The organism is Candidatus Magnetaquiglobus chichijimensis, from assembly GCF_045865675.1.
GTDB lineage: Bacteria > Pseudomonadota > Magnetococcia > Magnetococcales > Magnetaquicoccaceae > Magnetaquiglobus > Magnetaquiglobus chichijimensis.
This window is the reverse complement of sequence record NZ_BAAFGK010000002.1, coordinates 110,181-125,231: the sequence shown is the minus strand read 5'-3', so window position 1 is coordinate 125,231 and position 15,051 is coordinate 110,181. Positions and strand designations below refer to the sequence as shown.

At 55.8% G+C, this 15,051-nt stretch carries 11 protein-coding genes; 7 read left to right on the top strand and 4 right to left on the bottom strand.

Annotation, left to right across the window (positions count from 1 at the left end):
• Nucleotides 1–148: 148 nt before the first annotated feature.
• The 3 genes from ACOY6C_RS02575 to ACOY6C_RS02565 form a co-directional block, all read right to left on the bottom strand.
• Nucleotides 149–649, bottom strand: coding sequence for a chemotaxis protein CheX (locus tag ACOY6C_RS02575; RefSeq protein ID WP_420903917.1), 501 nt, complete (start codon nucleotides 647–649; stop codon nucleotides 149–151).
• Between the two features lie 157 nt (nucleotides 650–806).
• Nucleotides 807–1,892 carry a glycosyltransferase family 4 protein gene (locus ACOY6C_RS02570; RefSeq protein WP_420903916.1) on the bottom strand — a complete coding sequence of 362 codons (1,086 nt, stop codon included), beginning with the start codon at nucleotides 1,890–1,892 and terminating at the stop codon, nucleotides 807–809.
• The gene (locus tag ACOY6C_RS02565; protein WP_420903915.1) at nucleotides 1,889–2,707 is read right to left on the bottom strand and encodes a class I SAM-dependent methyltransferase; all 819 of its coding nucleotides are present in this window, start codon (nucleotides 2,705–2,707) and stop codon (nucleotides 1,889–1,891) included. The genes ACOY6C_RS02570 and ACOY6C_RS02565 overlap by 4 nt, the downstream gene beginning before the upstream one ends.
• Before the next feature lie 234 nt (nucleotides 2,708–2,941).
• On the opposite strand from ACOY6C_RS02565, the gene ACOY6C_RS02560 reads away from it, so the two are divergent.
• From ACOY6C_RS02560 to ACOY6C_RS02530, 7 genes are all read left to right on the top strand, one after another.
• Nucleotides 2,942–4,171 (top strand): acyltransferase family protein, encoded by a 1,230-nt coding sequence (locus ACOY6C_RS02560; protein WP_420903914.1) that lies wholly within the window; start codon nucleotides 2,942–2,944, stop codon nucleotides 4,169–4,171.
• Between the two features lie 63 nt (nucleotides 4,172–4,234).
• A complete protein-coding gene (locus tag ACOY6C_RS02555; RefSeq protein ID WP_420903913.1) occupies nucleotides 4,235–5,428 on the top strand; it encodes a polysaccharide deacetylase family protein in 1,194 nt (397 codons plus the stop codon).
• Nucleotides 5,429–5,746: 318 nt separating this feature from the next.
• Entirely contained in the window at nucleotides 5,747–7,030 is a 1,284-nt protein-coding gene (locus ACOY6C_RS02550; protein ID WP_420903912.1) for an aminotransferase class III-fold pyridoxal phosphate-dependent enzyme, read from the top strand.
• A 277-nt stretch (nucleotides 7,031–7,307) separates the two neighbouring features.
• Nucleotides 7,308–8,414: a hypothetical protein gene (locus tag ACOY6C_RS02545; RefSeq protein WP_420903911.1), complete on the top strand. Its 1,107-nt coding sequence runs from the start codon at nucleotides 7,308–7,310 to the stop codon at nucleotides 8,412–8,414.
• A 251-nt stretch (nucleotides 8,415–8,665) separates the two neighbouring features.
• Nucleotides 8,666–9,007: a hypothetical protein gene (locus tag ACOY6C_RS02540; RefSeq protein ID WP_420903910.1), complete on the top strand. Its 342-nt coding sequence runs from the start codon at nucleotides 8,666–8,668 to the stop codon at nucleotides 9,005–9,007.
• 335 nt (nucleotides 9,008–9,342) lie between these two features.
• Nucleotides 9,343–10,779, top strand: coding sequence for a capsular polysaccharide export protein, LipB/KpsS family (locus tag ACOY6C_RS02535; RefSeq protein ID WP_420903909.1), 1,437 nt, complete (start codon nucleotides 9,343–9,345; stop codon nucleotides 10,777–10,779).
• Nucleotides 10,776–12,272, top strand: a complete 1,497-nt coding sequence (locus ACOY6C_RS02530; RefSeq protein ID WP_420903908.1) for a hypothetical protein — start codon at nucleotides 10,776–10,778, stop codon at nucleotides 12,270–12,272. Before ACOY6C_RS02535 ends, ACOY6C_RS02530 begins: the two co-directional genes overlap by 4 nt.
• A gap of 234 nt (nucleotides 12,273–12,506) precedes the next feature.
• On the opposite strand, the gene ACOY6C_RS02525 is transcribed toward ACOY6C_RS02530, so the two are convergent.
• Nucleotides 12,507–15,005: a spermine/spermidine synthase domain-containing protein gene (locus ACOY6C_RS02525; RefSeq protein WP_420903907.1), complete on the bottom strand. Its 2,499-nt coding sequence runs from the start codon at nucleotides 15,003–15,005 to the stop codon at nucleotides 12,507–12,509.
• Between the last annotated feature and the right edge of the window lie 46 nt (nucleotides 15,006–15,051).

Below are 15,051 nucleotides of genomic sequence, written 5' to 3'. Positions count from 1 at the left end.
AGGGAAAACCGACTCGGAAGGGAAAGCCGACTCGGAAGGGAAAGCCGACTCGGAAGGGAAAGCCGACTCGGAAGGGAAAACCGGGATATCGGGCGCGGAATCTCCCGTCCGGACCGCGCGCGGCGATCCGGACGGAACAGCCGACTGTTCAGCGTTTCTTCATGAACTGCTGGACGTAGAAAAAGAACTCAACGAAAAACAGACCTGCCTCACACCTGAAGTACTGCTTCACACTGTCGAAATTGCTTTTGTACTGCATTGTGTAATCCGTTCCGGTGATCAGCGTCGGCGGGGTGAGGTTGATGTTGCCAAAACCGGTACCCAAACGGGTCTGCACCCCACCCGCGATGATGTTGGCCAACTCGCCGAAACCGTCCCCCGCTTCGCCAAAAATGGTGTCGTAGCTCTCGCCCGAAAAGGAGGATGCCAGCTCGATGGCGGCATGCAGAGGCGCAGCCAGATGGATGCCACCGTGGATGCCCCCGGAGAAGTTGATCACCACGGTCACCTCGGAGCTTGGTGGACGGTAGTCGTCATCCTCCTTTTTCTGGACCGTCGGGCCCGGCTCGACTTCCATGACCAGATAGGCGGAGAACATCTCCTTGACCGCTTCCTTGATCAACCCGGCAAACTCGGCTTTCATGGTCATGTTGTTGCTTTCCTTGGGCGTACATTGCATTAATATAAAGAGATCGCGCTGCAACCGCGATGTTCCGGATTGCCGGAGCGTTTCATCTGACTTTCGATAACAAAAAGTAATTCGTTACGCACCAAAGTCTATCAAACAGCCCCTTTCCAGGGCAACCCTAAATCACATCGCATTCACGCAGCATGGCATGATACTGCCCGGCGATCCGATCCCAATCCAACCCCTGCACGGTCTCGAGCCCACCATCCCGGATCGTGGCCAGCAGCGCCGGATCCTCCAGAAGCCTGCCCACCTGTCCGGCCATGCGCGCCGTGTCGCCGACATCGGACAAGAACCCGTTCCGGCCATCCAGGATCCAATCCGCCGGCATGCCCATGCGACTCGAAACCACCGGCACCCCACAGGCCCAACTCTCCATCAACGCCTTGGGTCCGCCCTCGGCACGGGAGGTGATGGCATAAAGATCCAGAATCTGGTAACAGGAGACGATATCGAGATAATTCTCCAAAAAGCGGTGCCGGTACGGGATGCCCAGCCGTTCGAGTCCGCGCTTCACGTAGCCACGGGCCGGGCCGGTCAGCATGACCAGCACATTCGGATGGCGTCCCCGGAGCTGTTCCAACAACTCCAGAAACAGATCCGGCCCCTTGACCGGCTTGGGCTCCTCGCCATCGCCCCAGCCGATCCCATCCTTCTGAAACGAACCGATGACGAATGCCTCGCGGGGAATCTCCAGCGCCGCGCGCAGACGGGCGCGGGTCTCGGCATCGGCGGGCCGGAAACGGGTCAGATCCACGCCGAGAGGGATCAACTCGATCTTCTCCCCCGGCACGCCATGCGCCATCAACACCTGTCGCGAAATCACGCAGGAAACGACCACCTTGCGCATCCGATCGAAGATGCCCGGCATCCTGGCGAACATCTCATCCATTTTCGGTTCACCGCTGTCGGGTTCCCCGTGGAACCAGGTGAGAAACAGGGCATTGGAGGGGTGCAACCGATCGCGCGGACCGGCAAACCAGACCGCGCGGTTGCCAAACAGAATCACCTGATGGCGCAGACGCCAGGGGGCGGTGATGATCGGCACGACATCCCCCAGACGACTCTCCAGCCCGGTGGCGATGTAATGGGCATCCCACCGGTAAGACCAGTTGGCCGAATCGGAGACATAATGGACCCTGCGACGCAAACGCCCGCGCAACTCCTGAACCAGGGGATCGACAAGACGGGTCAGGGGAATCATGCCACCACCTCTGCCGGCCCGGCGTCCACCGGTCTGGTCTCGGACCAGATCTCCCCCCAGCGCACCTCGAGATGGACGACGACCAGACCGGCGGCGCGCATCTCCTCGTGAAACGACTCCAACGTGTATTCGGTCTGATGGGTGGCATCCAATCGCCACGCCACCCCCAACTCCCGTTTCAGGGCCACGCGCCAGTCGCGTTCGAACAACGGCACCCGGATCAACAGACGCCGCGCCCCGCAACGGACGACCAGACGCTTGAGAAACTCCGGTCGTTCCGACAGATGTTCCAACACATTGGAAAGGGTCACCACATCAAACGGACCGTTCAACCCCTCCTCCGAGGTGGCATCACCCACCCGGTACTCGACATGGGGATGGGGACGCAACCGACGGGCCTCCTCCACCTTGACCGACTCCAACTCGATTCCGAGCACCCGACACCCTCCCCTTTCGGCCATGTCGCGGGTCAACGCCCCATTCCCGCACCCCACGTCCAACACCCGCTCACCCGGTTCCAGACGACCGACGAAGAAGTCATGATAGGCCATCAACCGATGCTTGGGATGCAGTCCGGCGCCGAAACGCACCGCCTGCTCGCCCTGCACCTTGTAGAGACGATCGTCAAGCCGGAACAGAAAACGCAGCGCCTCCCCGGCTTGCAGATCTTCAGCCCGCGTCTGGGCCAGCCGGGCCAACAGCCCGCGCAAGGCATCGTCATGCAACCCTTCCGCCACCGCTTCGCACAGGGTCTCGCGCCAGCGGCGCGGCAATCCCGCCAGAAAAGCCTTCAATACGGTACGCATGCCCGACATGACCGATCTCCTTCATCCATGCCATCGCCCCGGTTCATCACGCTGCTTTGACCTTCTCCGCGCCTGTCCTTATACTACCCCATAATCGAGACACAACCACGATGCAACCGTCCTGTCACGTTGCCAGGCAATAAGATTCCTTGCGTTCACCGGCAACCCACTCCGGCTGCCTTATCCGCCTCGCAATCAGGCATCACCACCGTGGCGGCTCCTCCAAACGTTGACCATAACATCATGACACCCGCCGATCCACCCCCATCACCCGAATCCCGAGTGGCGTATCTGGACTGTTTACGCGGCCTGGCGGCTGTTTCCGTGGTGCTGGCGCACATCGTTCGCAATTTACTCCTGCCTTACAATACCCTGCCCAACGGAGAGTGGCTGCAACAACTCGTATATCACTCCCCTTTCTATCTGTTCATCCACTCCGCGATATCGGTTAAACTGTTCTTCATGATCAGCGGTTTCAGTCTCTCCTATCCGATCCTCATGAACCACGGAAGCCACAAAATCCGCCAAATGGCACTGTACCGCATCTTCCGCCTGGGCGTTCCGATGATCTTTTCGGCACTTCTGATCTACGCATTCTTGAAAATGGAACTCTATTCCACCAACGAAGCCTTCGCCCTGGTCAAACAAAGATGGCTTCTGCGGTTGTCCAATTTCGAACCCAATCTCACGGATGCCGTCTTCGGCACGATCATACGCTTCCTTCTGAACATTCCATCCGATTTTCCAAGATACAACAACGTATTCTGGACCATGCCCATCGAGTTCGCCGCCTCGATGAGCCTGTTCGCACTGCAATTCATGTTTGCCCGCCAGGCCTTGTGGATTCGATCCCTCGTCTACCTGGTCTTGACCATCCTGCTCTGGAAATCGTTGTATCTCGGTTTTGTGCTGGGCGCGGCCTTGTGCGATTGGACCATTCATCTGCAACCCCAGGAACGACTGAAGCGTCTGCTGAGTCCAACCGCGCTATCCGGGATCGAGATCGCCATCATCGCGCTCTTCCTGGCCTTTTTCTCCGCCTTGCGCCTCTTCCCGAGATTTGGCAGCATCCTCGAATACCATATCCTGGACGGCAATGTCCTGGAGTATCTGTTGGCATTGACCATCCTGGTCGTCGCCTCCTTGCGCAACCATCTCCATGCCTGGATCACCACACCTTTCATCCGGTATCTGGGCAAGATCTCCTTTTCCCTGTACCTGGTCCACATTCCCATCCTCGCATCGTTCTCCTGCTGGTTGTTCGTCACCCTTCACGCATGGATCGACCATCAGATCGTGATCGCCATCCTGGTGCTGACGACCTCCTTGCCCCTCATCGTCCTGGTGTCGCATCTTTTTCATCATCTCGTGGAGATAAGGACGCTCAACTGGATCAAAACCCGAATCACGCGCCCGAGCAACGCGCCATGCCGGCGTCACGTCACCCGCTCATCTGGAAGCGGATCGGTTTGACCAACCTCCGGCGAGGGCAACGCCCCCACCACCCACCACCACACGGACCCTTTGGCCACGCGCATGATCCACCTGCTCTACTCCGCGGATTATGAACTTTTTCTGGGAGGCATCGACCAGCCGGAAGAGGCGGTTCTGATCGAACCGACCGCGCGGCTGCTGGCGTGTTGCACAAGGATCGGCATCCCACTGACCCTCTTTGCCGATGTCGCCTGTCTGTGGCGCTATCGCGCCTTGGGACTGGACCGTTTCCCGGATCTGGCCGAAGCGCAACTGGTGGAGGCGATCCAGAACGGTCACGATGTCCAGAGCCACCTCCACCCGCACTGGGAGACAACCCGCATCGAGGCGGGTCGATTTCATTTCGACCCGTCAAGCTATCTTTGCGGCACCTGTTCCCCGGATCCCGAGGCGCGACGACGACGCACCACGGCCTGGCTGCGCCGTGCCGCCACCCACCTGACCGAACTGTTGACCCCACATGCACCGGATTACCGCTGCATCGCCTTTCGCGCCGGAGGGTACGGACTCCAACCCGACGAAGCGATGCTGCTCGCGGCCTTGCACGAGACCGGCCATCGCATCGACTCGAGCATCATTCCGGGATTCACGCTCCACACCCCCATGCAACGGGTCGATTTCACCCGTCTCCCCGCGCACGGGAACGGATGGATCGCGCCACGAACCGGTCTGAACAAACCGGCCCCCCGTGGAGAAGGGCTGATGGAGATTCCGATCGGCGCCTGTCGTTTCACCCCCCGACACCGGCTGGCCCTGCGTCTGCCCGAGGCGTTGCGGCAGGGGTGGGAAATCCTGCTGAACCGGTCCGGTCCCGCCGCGCGCGGAACCCCCTGCAACGAACCGATCGCCACCACCTCATCGGCTGGTCGGATCAAGCGGGCCTGGTGGCGGTTCAACACCGTGTTGGCGCGTGATTTTCAACGCTTGGAACTCGGCACCGATCCGCGCCCGTTGCTCGCCTGTTTCGAGGACCATCTGCGCGCCAGCGGTTACCGTGAAGGGCAGGAAGATCCGCTCTTCGTGGCCATGAACATCCATCCCAAGGGGATTCATGCCGGACATCTGGCCGCCCTGGAGCGGTTCCATGATCGCGTGTGGCGTCGTCACGCCGGGGAGATCCGCACCCTCACCTTCCAGCAGGCATGGCGACTCGTGGAAGCGGGGATCCCAACGGAGAACGGCGTTCGGATCAGCGTCCACGGAGAGCCTGGCGCGGGCCAAGGATCAAAGGCCTGAAATCTGCCAGCATGGCCGCCGTCGCTCACGCCGCCCCCTGGAATCCGGCAGAATCGCTCACGCCGACTGCCCGCCAAAAATGGAACGGAAGTTGCTGACCCAACCCGGCAAGGCACACGACGACAAGCGAGATCCAAGGGCGTGCATGCCATGCAACCCCGCACGATCTCGAGAAACGTCCGCGCTGCGCATTCGTGCCTGAACAACCGGCGGCGCCATCTGGCAGACCAGCCATGGTCCGTACCGGATGGTTGGCCCGTGCCAAACAGCCTCCCAGGATCGTCCACCCATTCAACCCAACCCGCACCGGACACGACGATGAACTTTACTCAATCGAAACAATGGTTGGAGCGTGCCTATAAGGTCATCCCCTCCGCGACCCAGACCTTCTCCAAAGGACCGACGCAGTGGGTCAGAGGTGTTTCCCCACACTTTCTGGAACGTGGGGAGGGCGCCTGGGTGTGGGATGTGGACGGGAATCGCTATCTGGACTATCTGATGGCACTCGGTCCCATCATTCTTGGTTACAACCATCCGCGCATCCAGCAGGCGGTTTGCGATCAAATGCGCGCCGGATCAACCTTCAGCATGATGCATCGGCTGGAAGTGGAACTGGCAGAACGGCTGGTCGAAATCATTCCAGGTGCGGAAATGGTACGTTTCGGAAAAAACGGTTCCGATGCCAACACCGCCGCGATTCGTGCCGCGCGGGCCTATACCGGTCGCGATCGGGTGGCCTGTTGCGGCTATCATGGGTGGCATGACTGGTTTATCGGTTCCACCACGCGCGACAAGGGCGTGCCGAAGGCGGTGGCCGAATTGACGCATGTGTTTCAATACAACGATCTGAAATCCTTGGAACGGTTGTTGATCCAATACCCCGGTGAATTTGCCGCGGTCATCATGGAGCCGGTAGGGGTGGAACCACCGCAAGCGGGATATCTGGAAGGCGTGCGGGAGCTGTGCCGTTCCCATGGGGTTTTGTTGATTTTTGATGAGATCGTGACCGGTTTCCGCTTGTCATTGGGAGGAGCGCAGGCTTTCTTTGGCGTGACCCCAGATTTGGCCACTTTTGGAAAAGCCATGGCGAATGGTTTGCCTTTATCCGCCGTGGTTGGTCCAAGAGAGATCATGGAAATATTTGATGAGATCTTTTATTCAGGCACCTTTGGAGGTGAAACGGTCTCCCTGGCGGCAGGTCTGGCCACGATCGATGAACTACAGACGCATAACATTCTATCACAAAACTGGAAGCATGGAGAGGCTGTTCACGCCATCCTCAAGGATCTGATCAAGCAATACCAACTGGAAGATGTCGTCAAACTGATGGGGTATCCCGTGCGTTCGGTGTTGGCTTTTCCAGATGTCGATGAAAAACGAACCCGCCTGAAACGGAGTTATTTCATGCAGGAGTGCGTCAAACGTGGCTTGCTGTATTTTTGCAGCCATATTCCCTGTGGGGCCCATGGCGAAAAGGAACTGGAGTTCACCGAGACGGTCTTTCGTCAAGTTGTGCCGCTGTTTGCCTCGGCACATCGAGATGATTTGTTCGAGCAGAAGTTGGAAGGGGGGTGTGTGGAAGCGATTTTCCGCAAAGCATGACCCATGGTAACGATTCAGGCCCCCTGCATTGGGCGGAGTCCAGGGGCCCATGATGGCCCATGATGGATCCAAGAACAAAGCCCTTGGGACGCTTCATGGGCCTTTCGCGCGCTTTTACGATTAGGCATTCTTTCACAAGAAACGCTTTTTTCTGAAGCACGCGCTCATGAAGCAAAATCAAAAAACAAACCTCGGAGGCTCTGCCTCCGCACTTAAGCCGGGGACCTTGCGCTCCCCTGCCCCCTGCAAGGGTATGGATCCTGAATCGTTACGACCCATGAAACCTTCTCACCTGATTTTTCGACTGGATGCCGATCAACGGATTGGCATCGGCCATTTGCGGCGCTGCCTTGTTCTGGCGGATGCCGCCAGACTCATAGGGATCGAATCCACCTTTGTATTGGGTTGTGGCGCTGATGAATCGCGACAGGTGGTCCTTGAATCCGGATATCCTTGTCAGGTACTGCTCTCAGAAGAGGCCTATGATGCAGACGTGATCGTTGGTCCGGGCGGAACGACAGACCACTTTGCGATCATGATGCTGGACATGTCTCATTTTCGCACGTTTGAACACCTTAGGGAATTCGAGCTTTATCTGCATGCCCTGCGCCATCGCTTTTGCGGTGTCGCGATTCTGGACGCCGCCTATTGTGATTCTTTACGGGCCAGGTTGCAGAATCCGGCTGCGGACTGCATAATTTCTCCCTATTGTGGTGAAATACCGGTCGAACCCGTGAACGGGATCCTTTATTGCAATGGCACGGCATATTATCCCTTGGATTCATGCTATCGGATGGCCGAGACGTGGGAACGTCCCATAAGGCGTACAGGCGATCGGGTTCTGATCAGTTGCGGGGGGGCGGATCCCCTGGCTGTGACCCTGCGGATTCAGCAAGCACTGGAGCGGATTGACGACCGTCGCTTGGATGCGCGCATCGTTGTCGGGCCTTGTTTCCCGGAGCCTTTGCGGCTCGAAATCAATCGTCTGTCGCTCCATTCCCGTCATCACGTCGAGTTGCTGCCCTCCCCACGGAATCTCGCCGAGTGGATGATCTGGAGTGACCTGGCCATTTCATTATCCGGCCTGACCAAATACGAACTGGCCGCCACGGGAACTCCGACATTATTGTTATCGATTGATCACGCTCATGCGGATATCAATCGTCCATTTGAAGAGGCAGGGAGTTCTTTGCATCTTGGTGTGGCTGTCGAAGTTGACGCGCACACCTTGGCTCAAGAGGTCGTCAAATTGCTGGAGAATGTCTCTCTCCGCCTTGAGATGTCCGGTCGTGGCAGAAAATTGGTGGATGGACGTGGAGCAGAGCGCATCCTCCATTCTCTAACCGTGGAACTCCCGAAGGGAGGTCCACGGTACGGGGGGTGAGGGGGTTCTCCCCCCATCATGCAAGTTACCGTGGAACTCCCGAAGGGAGGTCCTTAGCAAAGATTGAGCGTGCTTGACCTCTGAAAAACCGTTTGGCAATGGCCAAACAGCCAACCCGGGCCATGGGATAGCCCGCCAGATTGCACAGCCATTTGTCCAAGCACGGTCCGATTCTTTCGAACCGTGCTTGTTTATCGATTTCATGGACGGAATCACCAAACAGCCTCTCAGAAAATAAAGTTCAATAGAACATGAAGACCCTGGTTACGCGCCCGTCTCTGCTGTTTTCTGCTGTGCGTCATGCGCCCCTTTGGCTGGATTATCTGCAAACCATCCGTCGTTCATCCCCGCCTGCAGACCCGATTCTTGCTGCCGTGCAATGGTTGATCCGTACCTCCGCGCCGTGTGACGGCAGGGGATTTGCGCATTCACTGCATTTTGTGCGAGGCTGGATGCCTGCCTATCCGGAAACATCCGGTTACCTCATTCCTACCCTGCTGTGGGCGGCAGAACGTTACGCCTGGCAGGACGCCTTCTTTCTGGATGCTCTGCTCCTGGCCGAAGACAAGACGGCGATGACGTTTCTGCTCTAAGAGGCTGTTTGGAAAAGGATAACTTGCATAATGGGGGGATTCCCCCTCACCCCCCTTACCGTGCCCCTCCCTTCGGAAGTTCCACGGCAAGGTTGCAAGAGCCATTTCCCAATGCCGAAATCTCGTTTGATCGCTTCGGTGGTCCATGATGCTGTGGATCAGGTCCGACGCGAGGAGGTACGTGCGCCGCCATCGCTGTCCAAAACCCGCCACATTTGGCTCAAGAATCCGGGCAGCCTACCCATGTGCAACAGCGAGGAACCAAAAACGCCATTCAAGGCGATCCTTGTCCGAATCGCACCGCGATCATCAAAATATCAATACAGGATGCAATCATGAAAATCATACTGCATGGATTTGGCGCCTTTCCCTTCGTTCACTACCACATGATCCAGAAAGCAAAGTCCTTATTCCCTTTTCTGGAATGGTCCATCGTACTTGGAAATTCCATTCCTTTGCAGCTTTTTCGAGAGAAATTACCTGAAGTTCCGTTACTTGATGTCGAGGATGCCTGGACAGAGAAATTGGCGAGCGTATCCAATGCCAACGAAATCGATCTCTCTTCGTATAACGGGAATATCTATTCTGACATAGCCGCCGAAAAGCGGAACTTCAAACACCGATCAGGCGAGGAGCAATTGCGACGCGCCGCCTCACTGTATTTTGTAGTCAAGAATTTTTTTATGAAGATCCAACCAGATTATGCAATGATTTCGCAAATAGAAGGTGTTGATGGAAAGATTTTTGCCGCTGTCGCCCGTGAACTGGGCGTTCGCTTGATCGTTCCATGCAGTTGCCGCAATCTTGGGGGGATCTTTTTCGCCGAAGCGGATGCGGAAATCGTGCCCAGCTATGCTGAAGTCAATGCCGCCAGCCTTTCAGAGGCTGAAAAATTCTTGCATCAATTCCGCAAGAGTCCAACGCCTGCCAATTCTCCCATTCACTTCCCAGGCGAGCCACTCCCTGATTTCCAAAAACCTTTCTTATCAAGAGCGTGGCAAGGAATCAAACGGGGACTACGCCATCCTGAACTCCTTGAACCCGATACATTCCGTATTGCACTTCTCAACAATCTCCCCGTGTTGCGTGACTCCATCTGGGGGGTGCGTGCGCGAATCAATCGACTCTCGACGCATATTGAATTTCAAGCTGACCTTCCGGAGAGTTTTGTATATTATCCATTACAGTACTCTCCTGAATCTTCCATCAACACCCCTGCCCCATACTTTGTAGACCAACTCCGAGTCCTCGATGCCATCCGCTTCTCCCTACCCGGAAACATTCGACTCGTCGTGAAGGAGCATCCGGCATGTCTTGGTCTTCGGCCTGTTCCGTTCTATCGTCAATTGAAAAAACTGCCAGGTGTCGTGATCGCTTCAGTCAACATGAAGAGCAGCTTATTGATCCAACACGCCTTGCTGACAATCTCAGTGACCGGAACCTCCATTCTCGAGGCTTTCCTGTTCGGAAAAAGCGCCATTGCCTTGGGGAGTAACCTGATTGCCCATGCACTGGGTGGCATCACGACGTTATCGTCCTTGCCCCTGACGATTCAACAACGACTCGGACAGGAAATTCCCGATGAAACGATCATCAAAGGATTGGCGGAAATTTTCAGTGTACGTCACTGCTGCAATTTTTCTTCCCCTGGAACCGTTGGGGAACCCATCCTGAGAGATGAAAACATTGAAAGGCTCTTGCATGCGCTCCATCAACATATCGAGAAAACCTCAAAAAACGGCTCCAGAGAAGCGCATGAATTCGTCTGTTGACTGAAAGCTCCACTCTCAAACAACCCAAAGATCCAGTGCATAACTCCTTCTACAAGGTTATTCTATCCGCAACGGGATTGACGATTCTGCTCCAGATGTTGGGGCTGTTTCGTCAATCCTTGACAATCTCCTATTATGGCTTGAGCAGAGATCTGGATTTATTCTGGACCATCTATGCCATGGCTTCCGTATCTGTTTTCAGTATCGGCATCATCGTTGAAACCGTCCATACAGCGCTTCTTGTTCAATTGCGGGACGAACAAGGCAACCAGGCACTACAGGAAGCGTTATTACCATACGCCGCATCATCGGTTGTATTAGGCTGTTGCGCTGGACTACTGTTCATAACGGTCGTTCCTGCGCTTGAGTTGATCTATTGCGCCGGATTCAGCGATGAGGATCGAGCTGTTGTCGAGTCCTTGATTTATCCTTCTTTGCCATGGATTGTTGGTTTGATTGCATACTATGGCCTGTCGGCTGCCGTCAAAACAATATGGGCCTTCAATTGGGCTTTTGTTGGAGAGGTGCTGATCATGATGGTCTCGATCACACTCATTCTGTTCCAGCATGATTCCATCCATATGCTACCTCTGGCCTACGGAGCCGGATATTGGTTGGCGACCATCTGGTTATGGATTCGATTGCTGAAAGAGGCCAAAGGCCGGTTCAGATATGCCTGGGTCGCTCTACCCGTTCTGATGCGCCGTATCGTCAAGCACTATTCTGCTCTGATGACCAGCACCCTTTACGGATTCGCGGAGAGATTCTGGATGTCAAGCATTCCGGAAGGCGGGATTGCCTCCATCCAAACCGTTCAGCAACTGATCATGGGCTTGAGTTCTCTATTGAGCATGCGCGACTCCTATCTGGTGCCACTTGCACAGGAACAGGGAAGAGAAGAACGTTTGCGACGTCTTTTGATGGGTGTTTTATTGATTTCCATCAGCGCATGCAACTTCATCGCATGGATAGCCCCAGAGATCACATCGGTATTGTTCAATTATGGTCGCACTTCCAACAAGGATCTTGTTCTGATCGCCAATCTACTCTCACTTGGAGCCATCACGACCATTCCGGCCACGCTTTCCGCACTCGTATGGCGCACCAGGCAATTGTCGGGTCACCACAATCGGTTCATGATCTCTTCCATCACCAGTGCATCGCTCACCTTTGGATTGGGATGGATCTTGATCAAGGATATGCAACTTGGAGCTAACGGCATAGTCTTCATGCAGGCCATCAATTCTTGCATCTCTCTGCTTATTGCGCTTTCCGGGTTGGAGGATCATTCCGGTTTTGTAAAAACTGTATTCAAGTGGGCAGCATTGATCGGGGGCGGGGCGATTCTGTTCTCTTTTATTGCCGTGAACTTCGCAAGAAACACCTTTCACCAACCCATTCTTGTGATCCTGCTATCCGGAAGCACCTATGCTGTATTGACTGCGGCATTTGGGTATCTGCTTCGCCATAAGCTGCGTGCATTGTGTTTCTGAAGTTCTCTACACCGATTGCCTCAGCGCCTTCCATTCACCGCACGAGACCGCCCTCTTTCACAGAGACTGTTGGATGCTTCCATCCCTGGAACCACCAAACACGCATGGGGGCGAATTCCATTCGCCCCATGCGTGATCCATTGCCCCCATCCCCTGCAAGGGTAGGTTACCATGCCAGAAAAATTTCAATGCGGAGATCGACGCGCGTGTCGGGTGCGGAGGGGACTATCGGAATCAGGTTGAAGGGGATGGACGCAACAAGGCGAAGAAACAGGGCCAGGCCATCAGGTAGAGAGCTGCCGCCAGATAGAGGTTGGCCGAAAGACCAACGCTGACCGAGATGAGTGGCACGAGAACCGCGCTCATCACGGAAAACATGCCATTGATGCCCCAGGCCCACAGAAAAAAATGTTCCTTGCCAAGCCTGGCCAACCAGCTCATGCCGGTGGCAAATGGAAAGCCCATCAAGAACGCCAACGGGAAAATCAACAAGATGCAGGCGACAATCCGCCAGGAGAGCGTTCCAATCGCCGGCAACCACACCCCCAGTTGGGTTCCGTACAAAACCAGAAGAGCCGCGATCGACGAAAAGATCAGAGGCATGACCGTCTGGGAACGCGCCAGAAAGCGTCCCGCCACCAAGGATCCCAGACCCGTACTGATCAACATCCCGGTGATCAATACGCTGGTTGAAATCACCTGGTTACCCAATGCACTGATGAATTTCCCGATCAACGACACCTCGACCAGGATGTACCCCAACCCGAGCGAGAAAAAATATCCAAAGATTCCAAGTTTGCCGGGTTGTGGCGCGAAGATCGTTTTCCAGGCGAAGATGAGAGGCAGCGAAATCAGAATGCACCCCGCCAGAACCGATTGCCCCAAGGTCAACCACAACAACAGATAACCCCACTCGTCGGAAATGGTCTCCAGTCTGTTGGCAAAGGCGGGAATATCCTTGAGCCGAATGAAACCGCTGAAATAGGGTCGGTCGTCCGTGAGGCGTGCGATATCGAATGGATACGCGGCCAGATCCTCCGGATGCTCTCCACGGATCATACGATCCAGCAGGAGCCGATAAACAGCGGCCATCGAGAAATCTTCGCCATCGTCCACGCCAGGGAGCTGGGCATCTCCTTCGTTCTGATCCGTGGGCGCAACCCCCAGAACGTTCTGGCGCACACCGGCCAGAAGGAGGGATGCGTTCCCTTGAAACCGTTCTCCAGGTCGGTATACCACGTCGAAAGCCATCTCCTTGGCATGACGATCGAGCCTGGCGATCTCTTCCGGAAGAAAGCCCCCTTTCTTGTATAGCACGGTCACCGTGGATAGAAAAACCTGCACGACGTAGAAAGAGTCGGTGACCTGTTCCCCTGCCACGGTTCGCCCGACCGAGGCCAACGTCGATAAAAGACGCAGGGTCGATTTGGGCGGATCCTCTTTATTCCACACCGTAACCGCCAGAATCCCACCCGGTTTCAAGGCATTGATGTAGGCCGTGACGGTCTCGTGCGTATAAAGATATTTCTCCGTGACGGCAAACCCGCCTGGGCTGGAAAGTCCGGAAGAGTCGGGCAGACTCAAATCGATGACATCAAATTTCTGGTCAGTGTTGCGTATGAACAGATGCCCATCCATCGGCACCAGAGAGATCCTGGGGTGCGTGAACAGATCCCCCGTGAATGAACGCATCGTTTCACTGGCCAGGGCAGTCTGGATCATGGGATTGCCCTCTGCCACGGTGATGTGATGCGCACCACCGGCCAATGCGACACGCGTGGAGATTCCTCCGCCGAACTGAACGACGAACAGGTTTTCAGGTTGGGGGTTGATCAGGTAAGGCATGAACATGGGGAGAAAGCGAAAATAATCCTGCTTGTCTGACGGAATCGGCTTCATGATGCCGACAGGTCCGTCGCTGTCCATGAACAGGCCCAGATAGGTGTTCTTCGGAAGCTCTCCCATGGACAGGGATGCCATGTCGCTTAAGCCCGGTGCAAAATGAAAGTATGAACTTGCATAAATTTCCAACAGACCGTGCGTACCGGTTGCCTGGTACAGACGGTTCGCGTCCGGGAATTTGGTGACATAGCTCACCCCTTTGTAGGGGGAAACCTGAATCTGGGGCAACCAAACAAGCAAAACAATTGTAATAATTCCGGAAAGAGAGACCCACCCCGAAAAGCGTTTGTCACCCCAGGCGTGGAACCACGCCATGGCACCAGCCCACCAGAACAGAATGGGCACGACCAGGAGATAATCGGGTGGTACCCAGAGCATGACGCTCAGGCAAACAAGGCCAGCGACACCCGAACCGAGCATGTCTGCGGCATACGTCGCTTCGAAGCGGTGACGGCCAGCAAAAAAGGCGATCCCCAGCAAAAGCGACCCGGCGAGAAATGGGGTGGCATAGGCCAGGAAGTTGATGAACAGATTGACGATTTGATGGTTGTCGGTCAGCAGGAAAATCGGGTTGAACTGGGCCTCCTGGGCCACCACGTTACCCAACACGCTCAGGGGACCGAAGAGCAGCCAGCCAATCCGGGCCAGAAGTTCCATGCGGAATTCCAGCCATTTTTTGCCAAGGCACAACAGGGTGCTGGACAACCCGAAGCCAAACATGGCGACGCTGATCACCGTGGAACCGAAATGGGCCCAACCGGAAATGGCATACAGACGCATCGCGATGATTTGTAGCGAGATGATGGCCCCTGCAATCAGGGCAACCGCCACAAAAAAAGAGAACCGATGCGTCTGTATTGTCAAGACACCGCCTGAT

Bases quoted from the DNA above. Each gene is read 5' to 3' on its own strand.
- ACOY6C_RS02575 (WP_420903917.1), bottom strand. From the start codon at position 649: ATGACCATGAAAGCCGAGTTTGCCGGGTTGATCAAGGAAGCGGTCAAG.
- ACOY6C_RS02570 (WP_420903916.1), bottom strand. From the start codon at position 1,892: ATGATTCCCCTGACCCGTCTTGTCGATCCCCTGGTTCAGGAGTTGCGC.
- ACOY6C_RS02565 (WP_420903915.1), bottom strand. From the start codon at position 2,707: ATGTCGGGCATGCGTACCGTATTGAAGGCTTTTCTGGCGGGATTGCCG.
- ACOY6C_RS02560 (WP_420903914.1), top strand. From the start codon at position 2,942: ATGACACCCGCCGATCCACCCCCATCACCCGAATCCCGAGTGGCGTAT.
- ACOY6C_RS02555 (WP_420903913.1), top strand. From the start codon at position 4,235: ATGATCCACCTGCTCTACTCCGCGGATTATGAACTTTTTCTGGGAGGC.
- ACOY6C_RS02550 (WP_420903912.1), top strand. From the start codon at position 5,747: ATGAACTTTACTCAATCGAAACAATGGTTGGAGCGTGCCTATAAGGTC.
- ACOY6C_RS02545 (WP_420903911.1), top strand. From the start codon at position 7,308: ATGAAACCTTCTCACCTGATTTTTCGACTGGATGCCGATCAACGGATT.
- ACOY6C_RS02540 (WP_420903910.1), top strand. From the start codon at position 8,666: ATGAAGACCCTGGTTACGCGCCCGTCTCTGCTGTTTTCTGCTGTGCGT.
- ACOY6C_RS02535 (WP_420903909.1), top strand. From the start codon at position 9,343: ATGAAAATCATACTGCATGGATTTGGCGCCTTTCCCTTCGTTCACTAC.